Origin of the sequence: Phormidium sp. FACHB-592, from assembly GCF_014695795.1 — a bacterium.
GTDB lineage: Bacteria > Cyanobacteriota > Cyanobacteriia > Leptolyngbyales > Leptolyngbyaceae > Stenomitos.
Genome location: NZ_JACJOZ010000075.1, coordinates 16,860 through 32,444, shown reverse-complemented (window position 1 = coordinate 32,444; position 15,585 = coordinate 16,860). Strand labels below are relative to the sequence as shown.

Here is a 15,585-nt window from a genome sequence, read left to right as displayed (position 1 = left end):
CTAACGAGTAGCTCTAAAGATGTAAGGATGGCTGAGATAACGTGATATTGACTGTCGCTTGCCTTACCACCGCAAGCTGCTTGTCAAGTAGATCACATTGCTAAAAGCTACTTGGACAGCCGATCCATGTTATGACAGCGAATGTTGTGGCTGGAAAGGAAGCTGCGATCGTTTGCCAAAAAGTTAGAATATCGGCCTGGAGCAATTTAGTACTTTCACGACTACAGTGCATCCTTGACTTGTTGAGAACTATTAGATGTGGAAATGGTTAGACCTTTGGCGAGGCGCGATCAACAGACTCCAGCTTGGGGGCAAACAACCTGTGATTAAAGAGCTGCCGCCACCGCCAACCACCTTGCTTTACCCTGCCTCTAGAGCCGCAGTTACCCAGGCTCTACCGCATCCACTTGCCGTTGACTTGCTTGAATCCAGCTTGTTTTACTGCTCCATTGAGGGCAAGCTCGTGTGCCGCTCGATCACGTCGGGTGCGATTGAGTGGGAATCGAAAGACAATGCCTATCCCTTGCGCGTCAGTGACCATATTTTGTGGGCAGTGCAAGGTGATGCCATTGCCGCCTATGCAACGACAGATGGTCAACTGCTGATGCGATCGCAACCGCTATGGCTACCAGGTGGGGCGACCCATACTCTATGTGACTTGTCTCAGCAAACCTTGCGAATCTATTCAAAATATTCTCCACCACCACCGAACACTGGCATATGGGTTCCTCATCACCCCAATGAGGATGTAGCAGCGTATGCGGTCAGTCTTATCAGTGGAGAAGTTACTACCTTGTACCAGTGCACTATACGTCCCCCATACCATTTCCCTGGGCATCCCCCCGGTCAAGCAATGGTAGCTGAAATCATTCCTAGGCTTCCTGACGCACTACGCAACGCCCTGCAAAGCCATTCTATTGATAAGCACGATCAGCCACGCCAACTTACGGAGGACGATCGCGGCGGCAAGATTTCTCATGATGAACTGCCCCAACGCCTTGAGGACGATCGCAGTGAGCGCAGAAAGGCTCATAACGAGCTACTTCAACGCATTGAGGACTATCGTAGCGAGAGTAGAAAGGCTTATCATTGGCCGGATTGGCAAGAGGTTGAGTCGCAATTTTATGGTGGGAGAAACTCTGGAACGGCTGAGTTGCAGACAGCTTCCATTGCTGTTCACGAGTACAATACGGGTCGATTCGCCACGTACAGGACTTTGTTGAGTGTCTCCAGTAAACAACCGCCTTATCCAGAATACTGGCAAGTTACTCTGAAAGAATTTTATGAAGAACCACCGCATTGCTAACTAGCACGTTGTTTACCACCACAACGCGTCCTTACTTGGTTAGGCTTACTGGTTAACGCAGGTAAGCTAGCGTTACACCTGCGCCACCATCCGCACGGCTTGCCAGTTCATACCGTTCGACTTGGGGATGTTGCTGTAAGAAAGCATGTACGCCCTGCCGCAGTTTGCCCGTCCCATGTCCGTGAATAATCCATAGCACGCCACTTTCATACGCTTGGGCGATCGCCTGTTCCATCATTGGCTCGGCATCGGCAACGCGACTACCCCGGATGTCGATCGTGTTACGGGCGGTGCGGATAATGGGGGTGTCGTGGTTAGGGGTTGGGGTGTCGTGGGTGGGTGGGCTTTGAGTTGCTCCCGGCTTCTGGCTCCTGGCTTCTGGCTCTTGGCTTCTAGTTTCAGCCTTCGGCTTCTTAACCGCTTTCTCCCCATCTAACGATTCCACATCGTCGATCGGCACGGTCATTTTCATTAGCCCAAAGCGAACGGTAATTTCCTCGTCATCGTTGGGAGCCGTCAGGACTTCAGCCGTTTGACCAAGACGCGGAATGCGAACGCGATCGCCCACCTGAGGACGAAACCCTGGCTTGGGCGGTTTGGGTTGTCGTGAGGGTAAGCGGCGTTCGGCAAGCTGATGTAGTGAATCGGTTGCCTGCTGTGCCGCTTGTGCTGATACAGGTCCCTGCTGTAGCTGACGGATGACCTGGGCAATTTCACTCTTTGCTTGAGCGATCGCTGCTTGTACTGCCTGTTCTTGCGCCTGCTGTAAGGACTGCTCTCGCTCCTTGAGTGACGCAGCTTTCCGAGACAGCTCGCGGTGGAGATGTTCGGCACTTTCTAAGAGTTGCGCTGCCTCCTGGGACTTTGTTTCTTGACGACGACGCTGGGCTTCTAGACCGGCAATCACCTGGTTGACATCTTCTGAAGCACCACCGACTAGGGCTTGCGCCTGCTCTACAACGCTTGCGTCTAACCCCAATCGACGAGCGATCGTCAGTGCATTCGACCGTCCCGGAATGCCCCATAGTAGGCGATAGGTCGGCGACAGCAGCACATCATCAAACTCAACGGAGGCATTCTCAAAGCGATCGTCCTGATATTTCAGCGCTTTGAGTTCCCCAAAGTGAGTCGTAGCAATGGTCAAGCCTGCATGATCCGCTAGGTGGTTTAGCAGCGCGATCGCCAATGCACTACCTTCAGAAGGGTCGGTGCCAGCGCCTACTTCGTCAAGAAGGACGAGGGAGTAGGGGGTCGGGAGTGGGGAATGGGGAGCGGGGAATGGGGAAGCAGAGGGAGATACGGCAGCAAGATTTGAGATTTGAATTTCTCTCCCTGCCTCCTGCCTGCTGCTCTCTGCCTCCTCTGCTTCCCCTTCTGCCTCCTGCCTTCTGCCTCCTGCCTCCTCATCCCTCTCGCCCAACGCTGCCAAAATGCGACTAATCCGCCGGATGTGTCCTGAAAAGGTAGAAAGGCTTTGCTCTAGGGACTGCTCATCGCCAATGTCTGCTAGCACTTGTTCGAACCAGGGTAACTCGACGGGTTCGCGGGCAGGCACGTACAGCCCGACCTTTGCCATCAGTACAGCGAGACCAAGGGTTTTGAGTGTGACGGTTTTGCCGCCAGTGTTGGGTCCAGTAATAGCAACGACGCGAATGTGTGGCTGGATGACAAGGTCGATCGGTACTACAGGTCGCCCCTGCTCATGCTGCTGCTGCCAGATGAGGAGTGGATGCCGAAGATTACGAAGAACGATCGATTCAGGTGGGGCGGCAGACGCATTCTCCCGTTCCCTTGTCACAAACCGAGGCGGATTCGCTTCTAGCCACAAACTGTAGCGGGCGCGCGCTGTGGCAAGGTCAAGCGTGGTCGCGATCGCCAGTAAGCGTTCTAAATCAGGCTTCACGACGGCGACTTGATCAGTTAGCGCTTGACGCACGGCTTCTTCTTCAACCTGTTCCTGGCGCTGAAGCTGGCGTAATTGATTGTTTAGGTTGACGGTGGCTTGTGGCTCGACGTAGAGCGTTGCGCCACTCATAGAAGTGTCGTGGACAATGCCCGGAATCGCATCTTTTTGCGGTGCCTTAACGGGGATGACAAAGCGCCCTTCACGCTGAGTAATCAAGCTTTCCTGAACCGCGTTTGCTTTGCGCTGCAAAATGCTTTGCAATGTACTATAAACGCGATCGCGCAGTTGTTTTTGCTGCTCTCGAATGCCTGCCAACTTAGGCGTAGCACGATCGGCAACTTGTCCACGATCGTCAATGCAGCGATGAATTTCTTGCTCTAACTCGGGATAGGTTCGCAGGTCTTGAATCAACGCGTTGAGCACTAAGAGATCGGGTTGGTTGTCGATGACTCGCCGCAAGGTTCGCATCCCAGCAAGGGTGGTGGCGATCGCTAGCAGTTCTTCGCCCAACAGCAACGCCCGCCGCTCTGCACGTTCTAATGACTCGCCAATGTCAGTAATGCCGTCAAACTTTAGCCCAGTGCTGAGGCGGCTTTCCAATGTATACACATCCTGCGTTTGTGCCAGCAGGGTTAGCGTTTCTGCTTGTGTATCGGGGATACGGAGACGACGGGCTGCGATCGCGCCTAGCTTGGTTGCCGCAAAGGTCGATAGGTGCTGGCAAAGCCGCGACCATTCCAAAAGTTCAAGGGTTTCAGCTTGGATCAAATTGCGTCAATGGGTTACTCTCTTCCCATTCTAGGTAGTTCTTCGGCGCTACGACACGTCCACTAACAAAAGAGCGCAGGGCGATCGTTCGCTGTGTGTGAGTGACATCACCTTAGTCTGCCAACATGATCACTCTGCGATCGCTCTGCAATCACGCGTAGCGTTTCAGCGCATCACACGCTACATGGTCTAACAGTCACACTGGAAACTGAGTCAGCCCTTCATACTAAGTTCATAAAGATTAGCGCAGGGAAGCATTATGAATCCGGTCAATCAGGTTGTGCAAAAGGCGATCGGGCGTGGCTATCTAACAGCTGAAGCGGAGCAGGCGTTGTGTCAGCATTTTGATGGCAACTGCAATCTACACGACATTACAGCGCTGACGATGCTGCAACGAGCATTATCATCAGGTCAAGTGAAACGCTTGTCAAAAGATAGCCAGACCTGAAACGTTGAATCAGCACCGCGATCGCTTTAAGACATTTATGCGTTGTCTGTCTTAAACGCAAGGAGGCTACAGCCGTCTGAACCGTCGAGCTTGCGTCATTTAATTAAGGTGTGCTGGCAGGTACCAATGAGATTTGGGTTGACCGATCGCCTATCATCACTACTAAACCTAGAGAATGAACCCAATGTGGCTTGTGACGATTTACTGCTCGGCTGAGAGTTGGCGCAAAGAGGCAACGGCGTTTAATGCGATCGTGGCAAAGTACGGGGTCAAACCGCTTGCTACTAAAAAGATGAAAGACGATGAGCGGCGGATTATGACCTTTGAAGTCGAGGATGTCAGCGATGCGGAGTCGTTTCAGGACGAGTGCTTGACTCTGGACGGTTTTACGGGACAATTTGAATCGTTGTAAGCCATTCATTCTGCAAAGAGATCTGCTAGCACTGCAAATACTGCCGCTTGGGTAGCAGTGCTGATACGCCCCAGACGTTTGATGAGTCGAGCTTGATCAATCGTACGAATTTGATCCAGAACAACCTGACCATCTTTTCCTTGAAAGCGACAGGCAACCCGTGTTGGGTAGTCCTTGCCTCGTGACGTCATCGGTGCGACGATCGCAGTTGCTAGATAGCGGTTCATATCATTAGGTGAAATGACCAGACAGGGGCGTGTTTTCTGCATTTCTGCCCCCATCGTTGGATCAAGTGCTACCAGATAGACATCAAAGCGCTTAACTACCACTCCCACTCATCGTCGTCCCAAGTTGTGAGGGGTGCTGTTGTCGTATCAAGGGGATGGTCATCCCCTTGTTCTGCCATGAGGCGAAATTGCTCTTCCCAGCCACAACGCGTAGCTTTGACCGAGCGTATAACTAGTCGATCGTCTTCTACTTCTAGCTCTACTTCCCCAGTCAGGTTGAGTTGCTCCAGCAGCAATTTGGGTATGCGAATGCCTTGAGAATTCCCAATTTTGACAATGCGCGTTTTGACGACAGCGACCATAAGCTATCTGTGCCAATGTGATTACACTGTAGCTACACTAACATAGGGCAGTGTAGACCGTCTGTAGGGACATTATCTGTAATGTCCCTACTTAACTTTTAGGCACCGACAGCTTCTTTGGCAGCGTAGAGGACTTCGGCGGTGATCACTTCGATGTTGCGATCGCGCGCAAATTTCTCTGTATTGCGTTTCACCTTGCCGCGCACAAAACCAGGGATTTTGTTGAGTTCGGCTTGTCCATCTTTGCTCCACGCCAGGTCGGAGTCGGCGGAGATGCCTTTAGTGATGCCTTCTTTGGTATCGTGACCGCCGAAGATTTCGAGCAGATGATCTTCCATGCCGAGCGTAAAGGAGTTGTAGATCAGATCTACTAGCTGGTTGGTGCCTTCGTAGCCAAGAAACGGCTTGTAGCCGATCGGGAAGTTCTGGACGTGAATGGGTGCCGAGATGACACCGCAGGGAATATCCAACCGCTTACCAACGTGGCGTTCCATCTGGGTGCCAAAAATAGCAGAGGGTTCGATACGGGCGATCGCATCCCCAACTGCCCCATGATCATCGGTAATGAGAATTTCGTCGCAGTACTCGCTGACCTGCTCACGGAACCAGGCTTCGTCATACTTGCAAAAGGTGCCTGCTAGAACAACGTGAATGCCCATTTCGCGAGCCAGAACTTTGGTGATTGCAGCAGCATGAGTGCTGTCGCCATACACAACGGCTTTCTTGCCAGTCAGGTTTTGGCAGTCGATCGAGCGTGAGAACCACGCAGCTTGAGAAACGTGCATGGTTTGCTCATTGATGTAGTCGTCGTAATCGACGTTGGCACCTTGAGCATTCAAGATTGCCTGAATTTTGCGGATGCAGCGTGCTGTTTCAACGACTCCCATTGGCGTGATGTCTACAGACGGAGTGCCAAATTCTTGCTCGAGGTAGGCTGCTGATAGCGGACCGAGTTCGCGGTAGGGCACAAGGTTAAACCAGGCGCGAGACAGGTTTTTAATGTTGTGGACAGAGGCACCTTCAGGAATAACCTCGTTGACTTCGATATCTAACGCTGCCATCAGGCGCTTCAGTTCGGTGCAGTCGTGGTTGTTGTGGAAGCCAAGGGTGGAGATGCCAAAAATGTTGACACTGGGCTTCTCAGTTTTGTCGGTGGGCAGGTCACCTTTCTTACGAGCTTTTTCAATGTAGAACTGCACAATTTGAAGGAGGGTACGATCGGCTGCCTGTAGTTCATTCACACGGTAGTGGTTGACATCTGCCAGCATGACATCGCCCTTCGACTCGATCTGAGCACGTTCGACGAAGTTTTGCAGGTCTTCTTGCAGAATGCTGGAGGTGCAGGTAGGCGTAAGCACGATCAGGTCGGGATGCTCTTCGGCATCTTTGCGAGTGATGTTGTCTACTACCTTCTCTTGCGAACCACGTGCCAAAACGTTGCGATCGACCACGCTGGTTGTCACTGGAGTAAAGTTGCGTTCCCGTTCCAGCATGGAGCGCATGACGTTGAAGTAGTCATCGCCGATCGGCGCATGCATGATGGCGTGGACGTTCTTGAAGGAACTGGCGACGCGGAGTGTGCCAATGTGGGCGGGACCTGCATACATCCAGTAAGCCAATTTCATAGAGTGCCTCGGTGGGGGAGTGGGGAGTGGGGAGTGGGGAGTAGGAAGGAGGTGCCTAACTCCGTTTCCTGCTGTAAAGCCGCAGCACGATCGCTGATTTAGAATCGCCTATCGATTTTCTCAGACATCTTGTGTTCTGATAAGCGTCTTATCCAGTGGCTTGAGTTTGTTTCAATGCTAGAAAACACTCAAAATCACTGCTGTATATACGTTCCAGCGATGCCAAACCGCTCATCCGTTTGATTAGCTTGTCATCATTCTTAATGCTGATGCAATGCTGTAAAACCTTGTGAGGAGAGATTTGTTCTGCAATCGCGCTACTTCACTAACCGCTGCTTTACATCTTCCAGCAATTCTCGCGGTTCATCCTCACGCGATCTTGCCAGCCACGCATCATAAATATCTTCTCAAAGCTCACCATGCTCTTCTAAATCAAGCACGACAGCAGTTTTTCGACCCTCGCTATCGACCAAAAATTGAATTCCTTGCGTGGCTCGCTATGTCAAGTTAAGTGCTTAAAGTATAGGCGATCGCTCAAACCATTGCCTCTGTTAACATAGAGCCACTTCCCTACAAATCAGCCTCCACTACCCCTACAGCGATTCTTTATACTTTGTGATGTTCCACAAAGTCTGTGGGGGCATGCAATGTAGGCATTCTATGAGTGTGAAGTTTACACTTCAAGTAAAGCAATTTCAAAGGGCATATTTAAGGTAAGTCAAGCGTAGTTGGGAACTTGTGTTCCTCTTTGTAGTTGAGACAGTACCAACCAACTAGTGCTGAAAGGAACAGGTTAAGGATGAACAACATTTATCAGAGATCATTAGGCATAACTGTTAGCTTTGCTATAGGCTTCAGCGTTATCTACTTTGGAGCTTATCTTTGGCTAAGTCGAGGCGGAATGATGAAGTCCATACAATCTGGCAGTCAAATGTTTTGGACTTTTCAAGGGTGTCGAATGCGAGTGGATCAATACTCTATTAAGAGTTCTACGTATGATCCAGAACTTGTCGATCGAGAAATAAAGTACTTAGCCCTGTTTTTTCCTTTGATAAAGTTAGATCGGCTGTTATTTAGTAATTACCATATCTTAGATGACAATATTCCTAACATGGGCGGTTGAAAAACGAATCTTTGCTACAAAAATACTAGGCTTATCTGCTTAAAGCGCTTATGTATCAAGTCACCAGTGATTACGCTCAAAAGAACTTTAACGAGATTCTCGATCGCCCCAGTCAAAATCTTTAAGGTGTAGCGATCGTCTTTCGCTTGAATGGTTCCCTAGTTTGCCTGAGTGTATCTACATGATTTTGGGAAGGTAAAGTAACAAGTCAATGTAAACTACCGCACCTTTGTTTGTTGCAGCTTTTTCTCATACCTGCGTTACTAGCTAGTTAAAGTTGAGAATGATAGCGTAAAACTATCAAGACATTTGGCTTCCTTTACTCTCAGGATGAGGGTCGCGAAGTCAGGGTAAGGTCGTTGCAAAGCGGTTAGCAATTTTCTAGCTGCCTCCTTTTCTATGCCTTTAAGTCTCTCAAGCATCTTGACTATCTAGGCATTTTGGGAAAGAGGTAACGCGCAGAGAGTCTTTGCCGCAAGTCTGTAACGGTCATCAGTTTTATGGTAAAAATTGTTGTCTGCGTGATGAACTATCTATGACTACTTCACTTCCGACGCGTGGGCAGCTTGAACGAACGCTTTCGCAGCGTATTCAAGCTCTCTATCGTAGCCAGCTTGGGCATCGTCTTAGCAGCGTTGATTGCGAGCTTTTAGGAACTAAGATTGCGATCGTTCTAGAGCAGTCAGTGACTCAACCAGAGCAGCTTTTAGTCGAGCAGGGTAAGGCTGAACTGGTCAAAACACTGCACTCTGAACTTGAACAGGCGATACGACCGCAACTGCAAGCATTAATCGAAGAAGTGGTTGGTGTGGCTGTCCTTGATTTGTTAAGTGATGTCACCCTTGAGACAGAGCGGACGGGTATTATTGCAATCCTTGCAGAAGCACCGCAGCTACGTGATGCTGCCAGTAAAGCCTCTACATCGGCTGGAACGCCCACAAAGCAATCCTCAGAAGCGTGAATAGAGCCACCCACAACCCAAACAATCTATAGGGGCATAGCCTCTGACGTGGCTGCGCTAAGGCAATAGCGTGCCTTTATAGGAAAAAGCCACCTTATCGCCTTACGTTTAAATATTTAATTCGTGCCCTTAAGCTGTGACAAGGGTAACGTGCTGCGTGTTAGTGAAACCGTCTTTATTAATTTATGACCGAAGGCTCAGAACCACTGGTGTCGTCCCTGGAGCCTCTCTCCCCTGTTGCCGCCAAACAAGCCCGCTATCGTAGTGAAATCAACCAGCTCTTTGTGGCAGACCGTGCTGCTCATAACTGGTATCGCTTTGTGCTATCTTTTCCGCCTCATCTGGTACGCGACTATCTGCAACGGTTTGGTATGAATGCAGACCATCGGGTTTTAGACCCCTTTTGCGGTACAGGCACAACAGTGGTGGAATGCAAAAAACTGGGGATACCGAGCGTAGGGGTCGAGGCAAACCCAATGGCTCAGTTTGCAGGTCGCATCAAAGTTGATTGGAGCCTTGATCCCGATCGCTTGATGGCTTATGCAGAACAAGTTGCCGACGCGACGATCGCGGCTTTGGCTGGGCTAGACAAGAGTGCGATCGTAACTGAAGGTTTGCGCGCCTTGAACGAAGAGCAGGAAAAGCTCATCCTGAAAAACTCGATTAGCCCACTGCCGCTGCACAAAACCCTGGTGCTACTGGAGCAGTTGCAGCATCAAGCGGATGAACAGTGTTCTGGTCACGCACGGTTAGCTTTGGCAAAGTCGCTGGTAAGTACCATCAGCAATCTGCACTTTGGTCCAGAAGTGGGCGTGGGACGTGCCAAGCTGGATGCGCCCGTGGTAGAGACTTGGCTAGAGGCGATCGCCGTAATGGTGGCTGATTTGCGAGAGTTGGGGCAGCGTGCTCCAGTTGAGGCGATCGTGCATCATGCTGATTCCCGGCAGTTGCTCCATGTGTTGCCGCCCCAGTCGATCGATGCTGTGATCACGTCCCCGCCGTACCCTAACGAAAAGGACTATACCCGCACGACGCGCTTAGAATCTGTGCTGCTAGGCTTCATCAACGATAAAGCGGCGTTGCGCGCCTTAAAGCAAGGTTTGGTGCGCTCCAACACCAGGAATGTTTATAAGGTTGATGACGATGATGTCTGGGTCGCTGACCAGGCTGAAGTGCAACGACTTGCCTACGAAATCGAAGCGCGACGCATCGCCCTTGGTAAAACCAGTGGGTTTGAGCGGCTCTACGCACGCGCCACAAAGCTCTACTTTGGGGGCATGGCACGGCACCTGGCTGAATTACGGCAGATTTTACGTCCCGGTGCCCAGCTTGCTTATGTCGTGGGTGATCAAGCTTCCTATTTGCGGGTCATGATTCGTACAGGTCAGATTTTGGCTGATATTGCACGATCCCTCGGCTACGAAGTGGTGGCAATCGATCTGTTTCGCACACGGCTTGCTACTGCTACGAATGAACAAATGCGTGAAGAAGTTGTGGTTCTACGCTGGAACGGCTAAAGGTCAAACCAAGATCTCTGACTTCTTGAAGAAGCCGGGAATCTGAAGGACTAAAGTATGCTTAAGTGCAGCCAGAAGTCTACACTGCCCCCATTTAACTGTCTTATGACCGATACTCCTAATCCGCCCACCCCTCGCGCTGCCACCAAAACAGAACATACGCTGCCGCTGCCGGATGGACCGTTGCGTTACACAGCCACAGCCGAATGGCAACTTTTGTATGAGCAAGAAAAGCCTGTAGCCGAAATGTTTCATGTGGCGTATATTGCTGCGGTCGAAACGACTACGCCACGATCGCTCACGTTTGTCTTTAACGGTGGACCTGGAGCGGCTTCTGCTTATTTGCACATGGGCGCGTTAGGACCAAAGCGGATTGCGTTTGGTGCAAACGGTAGCCTACCAAAACCGCCTGTTCAGTTAGTAGACAATGTAGAAAGCTGGTTGAGCTTTACAGATCTGGTGTTTGTTGATCCGATCGGCACTGGGTTTAGCCGCAGTCTGCCAGCCCCTAAAGAGGGTGAGAAGGAGCAAGCGAAAGAGGCAGACACCACCAAAGAAAACGCTTTCTGGGAAGTTGAGCGCGACTTAAGCGCCCTCGGAGAATTCATCCAACGGTTTCTGTCCCGCCAAAAGCGCTGGCTCTCACCAATCTTCATCGCAGGCGAAAGCTACGGTGGGTTTCGGGTAGCTCGGTTAGCCCGCAAGCTACAGCAGGAATTTGGCATTGGTCTTTCGGGTGCCATTTTGATCTCTCCGGCGCTGGAGTTTAGCTTGCTAGGAGGCAGCGATTATGACCTGACTGCCTGGGCAACATTGCTACCATCGCTGGCAGCCTCAGCCGCACACTACGATCGCGCTCAGTGGGCAGGCGAGCCAGGCGATTTTTCAGCGCATACAGCAGCAGCAGAACGCTTTGCCCTCAAGACGCTTATTCCGCTCTTAGCGGCAGGCGATACCAGCACACCTGACGAGCAGCAGTCCGCCTACCAACAGCTTGCGGCTTTGGTGGGTTTGCCACTGTCAGTCGTGGAACGGCAAGCCGGACGCATTGGCATTGAAGTCTTTGCGCGAGAACTCCTGCGCGACCAGCAGCGGATTGTGGGACTCTATGATGCTTCGATTACGGCGATCGATCCCTTTCCCGATCGCATCTTTTACGAAGGCATTGATCCAACACTCGACGGGCTCGATCGACTCTTTACAGGGGCTATCAACAGCCACTTGCGTGACACCCTGGCTGTAGAAACTGATCTCTCTTACAACCTGCTGAACTACGAGACCTTTAAAGCCTGGAAATTTGACCTCAAAGGTGAGTTAAAGCAAGGCTTTATCGGCGCAGTGGACGATTTACGCGTTGGGATGACGCTTAACCCTTATATGCAGGTGTACATCACGCATGGCTTTTTTGACCTGGTGACACCCTATTTCGCCTCCAATCATCTAGCCGCACTCATGAAGCTGAATCCTGAGCTTCGCCCGAATCTCACTTTGCAGCATTACGAAGGTGGGCATATGTTCTATACCTGGGAGCGATCGCGCCAGCAATGGTTCACCGCTATGCAAACCTTTTACCAAACCGCGATCGCTTGAGGGTGAAGGGCAGTCTCTCTTCCCCATTCCCCACTCTCTACTCCCTATGCCCTCACTAAGCAGCGTGTTGGCGATACCAGTCGATCGTACGCTTTAGCCCTTCCTTAAACTCCATCGTTGCCGTGAAGCCAAAGGCTTTTTGAGCGCGTTCTGTATCAAGGCAGCGGCGAGGCTGACCGTTGGGTTTGTCGGTTTCCCAAACAAGCTCACCCTCAAAGCCCATCAACTCGCAGATTAGCTCAATCAAAACCCGAATCGAGATTTCGTAGCCCGTCCCCAGGTTGACGGGTTCATGGCTGCTGTAGTGCTGCGTTGCCATAACAATGCCCCGTGCTGCATCCTCCGAGTAGAGAAACTCGCGGGTCGGGCTACCATCTCCCCAGACGGGCAGGTGCTTATCGCCCCGTTGCTGCGCCTCATGCACCTTGCGAATAAGGGCAGGAATCACGTGCGAACTGCTTGGGTCAAAATTGTCTTCAGGACCATACAAATTCACTGGCAGTAAATAAATGCCGTCAAAGTTATATTGCTGACGGTACGCTTCTAGCTGCACTAGTAGCGCTTTCTTCGCTATGCCGTAGGGCGCATTGGTTTCTTCGGGATAGCCATTCCACAGATCGTCTTCTTTAAAGGGAACGGGCGTGAATTTTGGATAAGCGCAAATAGTGCCTACACAGGTAAACTTTTCGACACCCGCTTCGTATGCCGCATGAATAAGCTGGGTGCCCATCATGAGGTTGTCGTAGAACAGTTCGGCAGGTTTTTCGCGGTTTAAGCCAATACCACCCACGTGTGCTGCTAGGTGAACCACAATGTCTTGCTGGCTGACGACGCGCTGGCAGCTTTCCATCTGACGAAGATCACAGTCGTGCGATCGTGGTACGGTAATCTTCTGCAAATCAGCTCCAGCTTTGCATAGTTGAGCAATCACCTGCCGCCCCAGAAAACCTGCACCACCCGTCACCACAATCCGTTTATTCTTCAGATCCAATGCTGTCATACTGATTCACCTTATATCTGCCTGCACTGTTACACAGTCTTATGAATGCTCAAAGCCAGCTTTGCACGATAGACCAAAAGACATCAGCTCTCTCCAGCTAGACGCCTGTTACCAGCAGGCGATCGCCTGTGATCTGGACAATATTAAACAAATGCCCTTAAGAATAAGGCATTGCTTTGTCTATAAATGCTCGCTGACGGATGGCTACGACCCAGCAGTGAGCTACCGCACTGTAGCGAATTCTTGATTGATCTGAGGCACGCTGCCATTAAGGGGCACCAGTCCTTGTGCCTTCAAGTCTGCTTCCACCATGAGGTTGACCAACTGCTCAAACGTCACTGAAGGTTCCCAACCTAGCGCTTGTTTCGCCTTCGCTGGGTCACCAATTAGCAACTCCACCTCAGTCGGACGCAGATACCGCTCATCAAACTCTACATAGTCTTGCCAGTCGAGATTGACATACCGAAACGCGACATCAAGAAACTCGCGAATTGAATGCGTTTCGCCTGTTGCAATCACGTAGTCATCCGGCTTCTCTTGCTGCAACATCAGCCACATTGCTTGCACATAGTCCTTTGCGTAGCCCCAATCCCGCTTGGCATCGAGATTGCCCAGATACAGCTTCTTTTGTTGCCCTGCCACAATCCGCGCCAGCGCTCGGGTAATTTTGCGCGTTACGAACGTTTCACCCCGACGTGGCGATTCATGGTTAAACAAGATGCCGTTACAGGCAAACAGATCGTAGGATTCACGATAGTTAACCGTAATCCAGTGGGCAAACACCTTGGCACACGCATAGGGACTGCGGGGATAGAACGGAGTCGTCTCGGTCTGCGGCACTGCTTGCACTAGCCCAAACATTTCGGAAGACCCTGCCTGATAAAAGCGGACTTGGATGCCTGTCCGCTGCTGGTAGTCACGCACCGCTTCAAGTAAGCGTAGGGTACCCGTCCCTACGGTATCGACTGTGTACTCAGGTGCATCGAAGCTGACTCGGACGTGGGATTGAGCACCCAGGTTATAAATTTCGGTTGGCTGTACGGCTTCGAGGATGCGGCGCAGTGTAGTGCCATCGTTTAAGTCGCCATAGTGGAGAAACAGCCGTGCGCCTTCGACGTGTGGGTCTTCGTAGATGTGGTCGATGCGATCGGTGTTGAAGGTTGAGGTGCGGCGGATAATGCCGTGGACTTCATAGCCACGCTCCAGCAAAAACTCACTCAGGTAGGACCCATCCTGTCCTGTAATGCCTGTCAGTAGTGCTCGTTTTACTTGCGTCATCGTTAAAATATCCTTTCCTTGGGGTAAATGGAGCAAACTAAATGGCAACGCCGCTATTCGTGGCTAGTCGCCTCTAAGGTATGCCGCTCAAACAAACTGGTCAACCATTGAGTCAAGAAGAAGAGTAAGAAACGTGGATTGTGCATGGCATAGCGTTTCCACAAGCGTCGCGGTTCTGCTTTTAGTCGAAAGACCCACTCTAGACCTGCCTGCTGCATCCAAACTGGTGCTTGCTTCACCCTACCAGAATGAAAATCAAACGCAGCTCCTACACCTAACATCACCGCTGGAATTTTGCTATGGTGTGCTGCCATCCAGCGTTCTTGTTTTGGGCAACCAATGCCAACAAATAAAATGCGTGCCTTTGACTCAACGATTTGCTCAGTATAAGCAGCATCTTCTGCCGATGTCAGCGGTCGGAACGGTGGCGAAATCTGGCAAACGATCTGAATGCCGGGATAGCGCTTTTGCAGAAAGGTCGTAAATAAAGCGAGACTTTCAGGCGTACCACCATAGAGACCGATCGCTACTCCTTCCTTAGCTGCTGCTTCGCACACACATAACGTTAAATTTGGTCCACGCACTTGGGAGGCTTCTTTAATGCCTAAGGCGCGGAGTGCTTGTACTAGAGGTTTCCCATCTGGTGTTACTAAATCAGCATTGTTTACAGTGCCAGCAAACTCACCTTGGTCGTAAGCTTCCATTACCATGTGCACATTTGCCGCACAGACATAACGGCTCTCGCCCGCTTTTGCCCAGTTGATCACACGTTGAGTGGCATCTTGATAATCAGTTACATCCACTCGCATCCCTAGAATTTTGCGATGTTCTAACGCTGAAACAGTTTGAAGCTCAAGCTCTGTAGTCGTGTTTGCTGCTGATAACTCTGCTGTCTGGTTCATATATTGCTACCTACCTGGTTCACAATGAGTTGGCTAAACCAAGTTCAGCCATGTTCACGAAACGATCGGATCAGGTAGTCACCCACTAGCCATCGCCATACGTTGAATGTTTCTCCTACTACGGCAGCAGAAGCACTCGCACTGGTCTTGGCACATCATT

Annotated in this window: 13 protein-coding genes; 6 read left to right on the top strand and 7 right to left on the bottom strand. The window is 51.0% G+C overall.

Annotated features, from left to right (window positions below):
- Positions 1–256 precede the first annotated feature (256 nt).
- On the top strand, positions 257–1,306 hold the full coding sequence (locus tag H6F86_RS21690; protein WP_190451153.1) for a hypothetical protein: 1,050 nt from the start codon (positions 257–259) through the stop codon (positions 1,304–1,306).
- A gap of 52 nt (positions 1,307–1,358) precedes the next feature.
- Here the strand turns inward: H6F86_RS21690 and H6F86_RS21685 are convergent, their stop codons facing one another.
- Positions 1,359–3,980: an endonuclease MutS2 gene (locus H6F86_RS21685; RefSeq protein WP_190451151.1), complete on the bottom strand. Its 2,622-nt coding sequence runs from the start codon at positions 3,978–3,980 to the stop codon at positions 1,359–1,361.
- Between the two features lie 259 nt (positions 3,981–4,239).
- Between H6F86_RS21685 and H6F86_RS21680 the strand changes: the two genes are divergently transcribed.
- On the top strand, positions 4,240–4,428 hold the full coding sequence (locus tag H6F86_RS21680) for a hypothetical protein (RefSeq protein ID WP_190451149.1): 189 nt from the start codon (positions 4,240–4,242) through the stop codon (positions 4,426–4,428).
- Between the two features lie 184 nt (positions 4,429–4,612).
- Positions 4,613–4,840, top strand: coding sequence for a hypothetical protein (locus H6F86_RS21675; protein ID WP_190451665.1), 228 nt, complete (start codon positions 4,613–4,615; stop codon positions 4,838–4,840).
- Between the two features lie 5 nt (positions 4,841–4,845).
- Here H6F86_RS21675 and H6F86_RS21670 read toward each other — a convergent pair whose 3' ends face one another.
- The 3 genes from H6F86_RS21670 to bchB all read right to left on the bottom strand — a co-directional run bounded on the left by H6F86_RS21670 (position 4,846) and on the right by bchB (position 7,054).
- Positions 4,846–5,169, bottom strand: coding sequence for a type II toxin-antitoxin system PemK/MazF family toxin (locus tag H6F86_RS21670; RefSeq protein WP_347240861.1), 324 nt, complete (start codon positions 5,167–5,169; stop codon positions 4,846–4,848).
- On the bottom strand, positions 5,163–5,429 hold the full coding sequence (locus tag H6F86_RS21665; protein ID WP_190451146.1) for an AbrB/MazE/SpoVT family DNA-binding domain-containing protein: 267 nt from the start codon (positions 5,427–5,429) through the stop codon (positions 5,163–5,165). The genes H6F86_RS21670 and H6F86_RS21665 overlap by 7 nt, the downstream gene beginning before the upstream one ends.
- A gap of 98 nt (positions 5,430–5,527) precedes the next feature.
- The gene (gene bchB, locus H6F86_RS21660; RefSeq protein ID WP_190451144.1) at positions 5,528–7,054 is read right to left on the bottom strand and encodes a ferredoxin:protochlorophyllide reductase (ATP-dependent) subunit B; all 1,527 of its coding nucleotides are present in this window, start codon (positions 7,052–7,054) and stop codon (positions 5,528–5,530) included.
- A 1,658-nt stretch (positions 7,055–8,712) separates the two neighbouring features.
- Here bchB and H6F86_RS21655 point away from each other — a divergent pair.
- From H6F86_RS21655 to H6F86_RS21645, 3 genes are all read left to right on the top strand, one after another.
- Entirely contained in the window at positions 8,713–9,138 is a 426-nt protein-coding gene (locus H6F86_RS21655) for a DUF2294 domain-containing protein (protein ID WP_190451142.1), read from the top strand.
- Positions 9,139–9,323: 185 nt separating this feature from the next.
- Complete coding sequence (locus H6F86_RS21650; protein ID WP_190451140.1) at positions 9,324–10,655, top strand: DNA methyltransferase; 1,332 nt, start codon at positions 9,324–9,326, stop codon at positions 10,653–10,655.
- Between the two features lie 105 nt (positions 10,656–10,760).
- Positions 10,761–12,245 carry a peptidase S10 gene (locus tag H6F86_RS21645; RefSeq protein ID WP_190451139.1) on the top strand — a complete coding sequence of 495 codons (1,485 nt, stop codon included), beginning with the start codon at positions 10,761–10,763 and terminating at the stop codon, positions 12,243–12,245.
- A 55-nt stretch (positions 12,246–12,300) separates the two neighbouring features.
- Here the strand turns inward: H6F86_RS21645 and H6F86_RS21640 are convergent, their stop codons facing one another.
- The 3 genes from H6F86_RS21640 to H6F86_RS21630 all read right to left on the bottom strand — a co-directional run bounded on the left by H6F86_RS21640 (position 12,301) and on the right by H6F86_RS21630 (position 15,425).
- Positions 12,301–13,245, bottom strand: a complete 945-nt coding sequence (locus H6F86_RS21640; protein WP_190451138.1) for a GDP-L-fucose synthase — start codon at positions 13,243–13,245, stop codon at positions 12,301–12,303.
- A 222-nt stretch (positions 13,246–13,467) separates the two neighbouring features.
- Entirely contained in the window at positions 13,468–14,523 is a 1,056-nt protein-coding gene (gene gmd / locus H6F86_RS21635) for a GDP-mannose 4,6-dehydratase (RefSeq protein ID WP_190451137.1), read from the bottom strand.
- 53 nt (positions 14,524–14,576) lie between these two features.
- Positions 14,577–15,425 carry a WecB/TagA/CpsF family glycosyltransferase gene (locus H6F86_RS21630; protein WP_242033625.1) on the bottom strand — a complete coding sequence of 283 codons (849 nt, stop codon included), beginning with the start codon at positions 15,423–15,425 and terminating at the stop codon, positions 14,577–14,579.
- Positions 15,426–15,585: the final 160 nt, after the last annotated feature.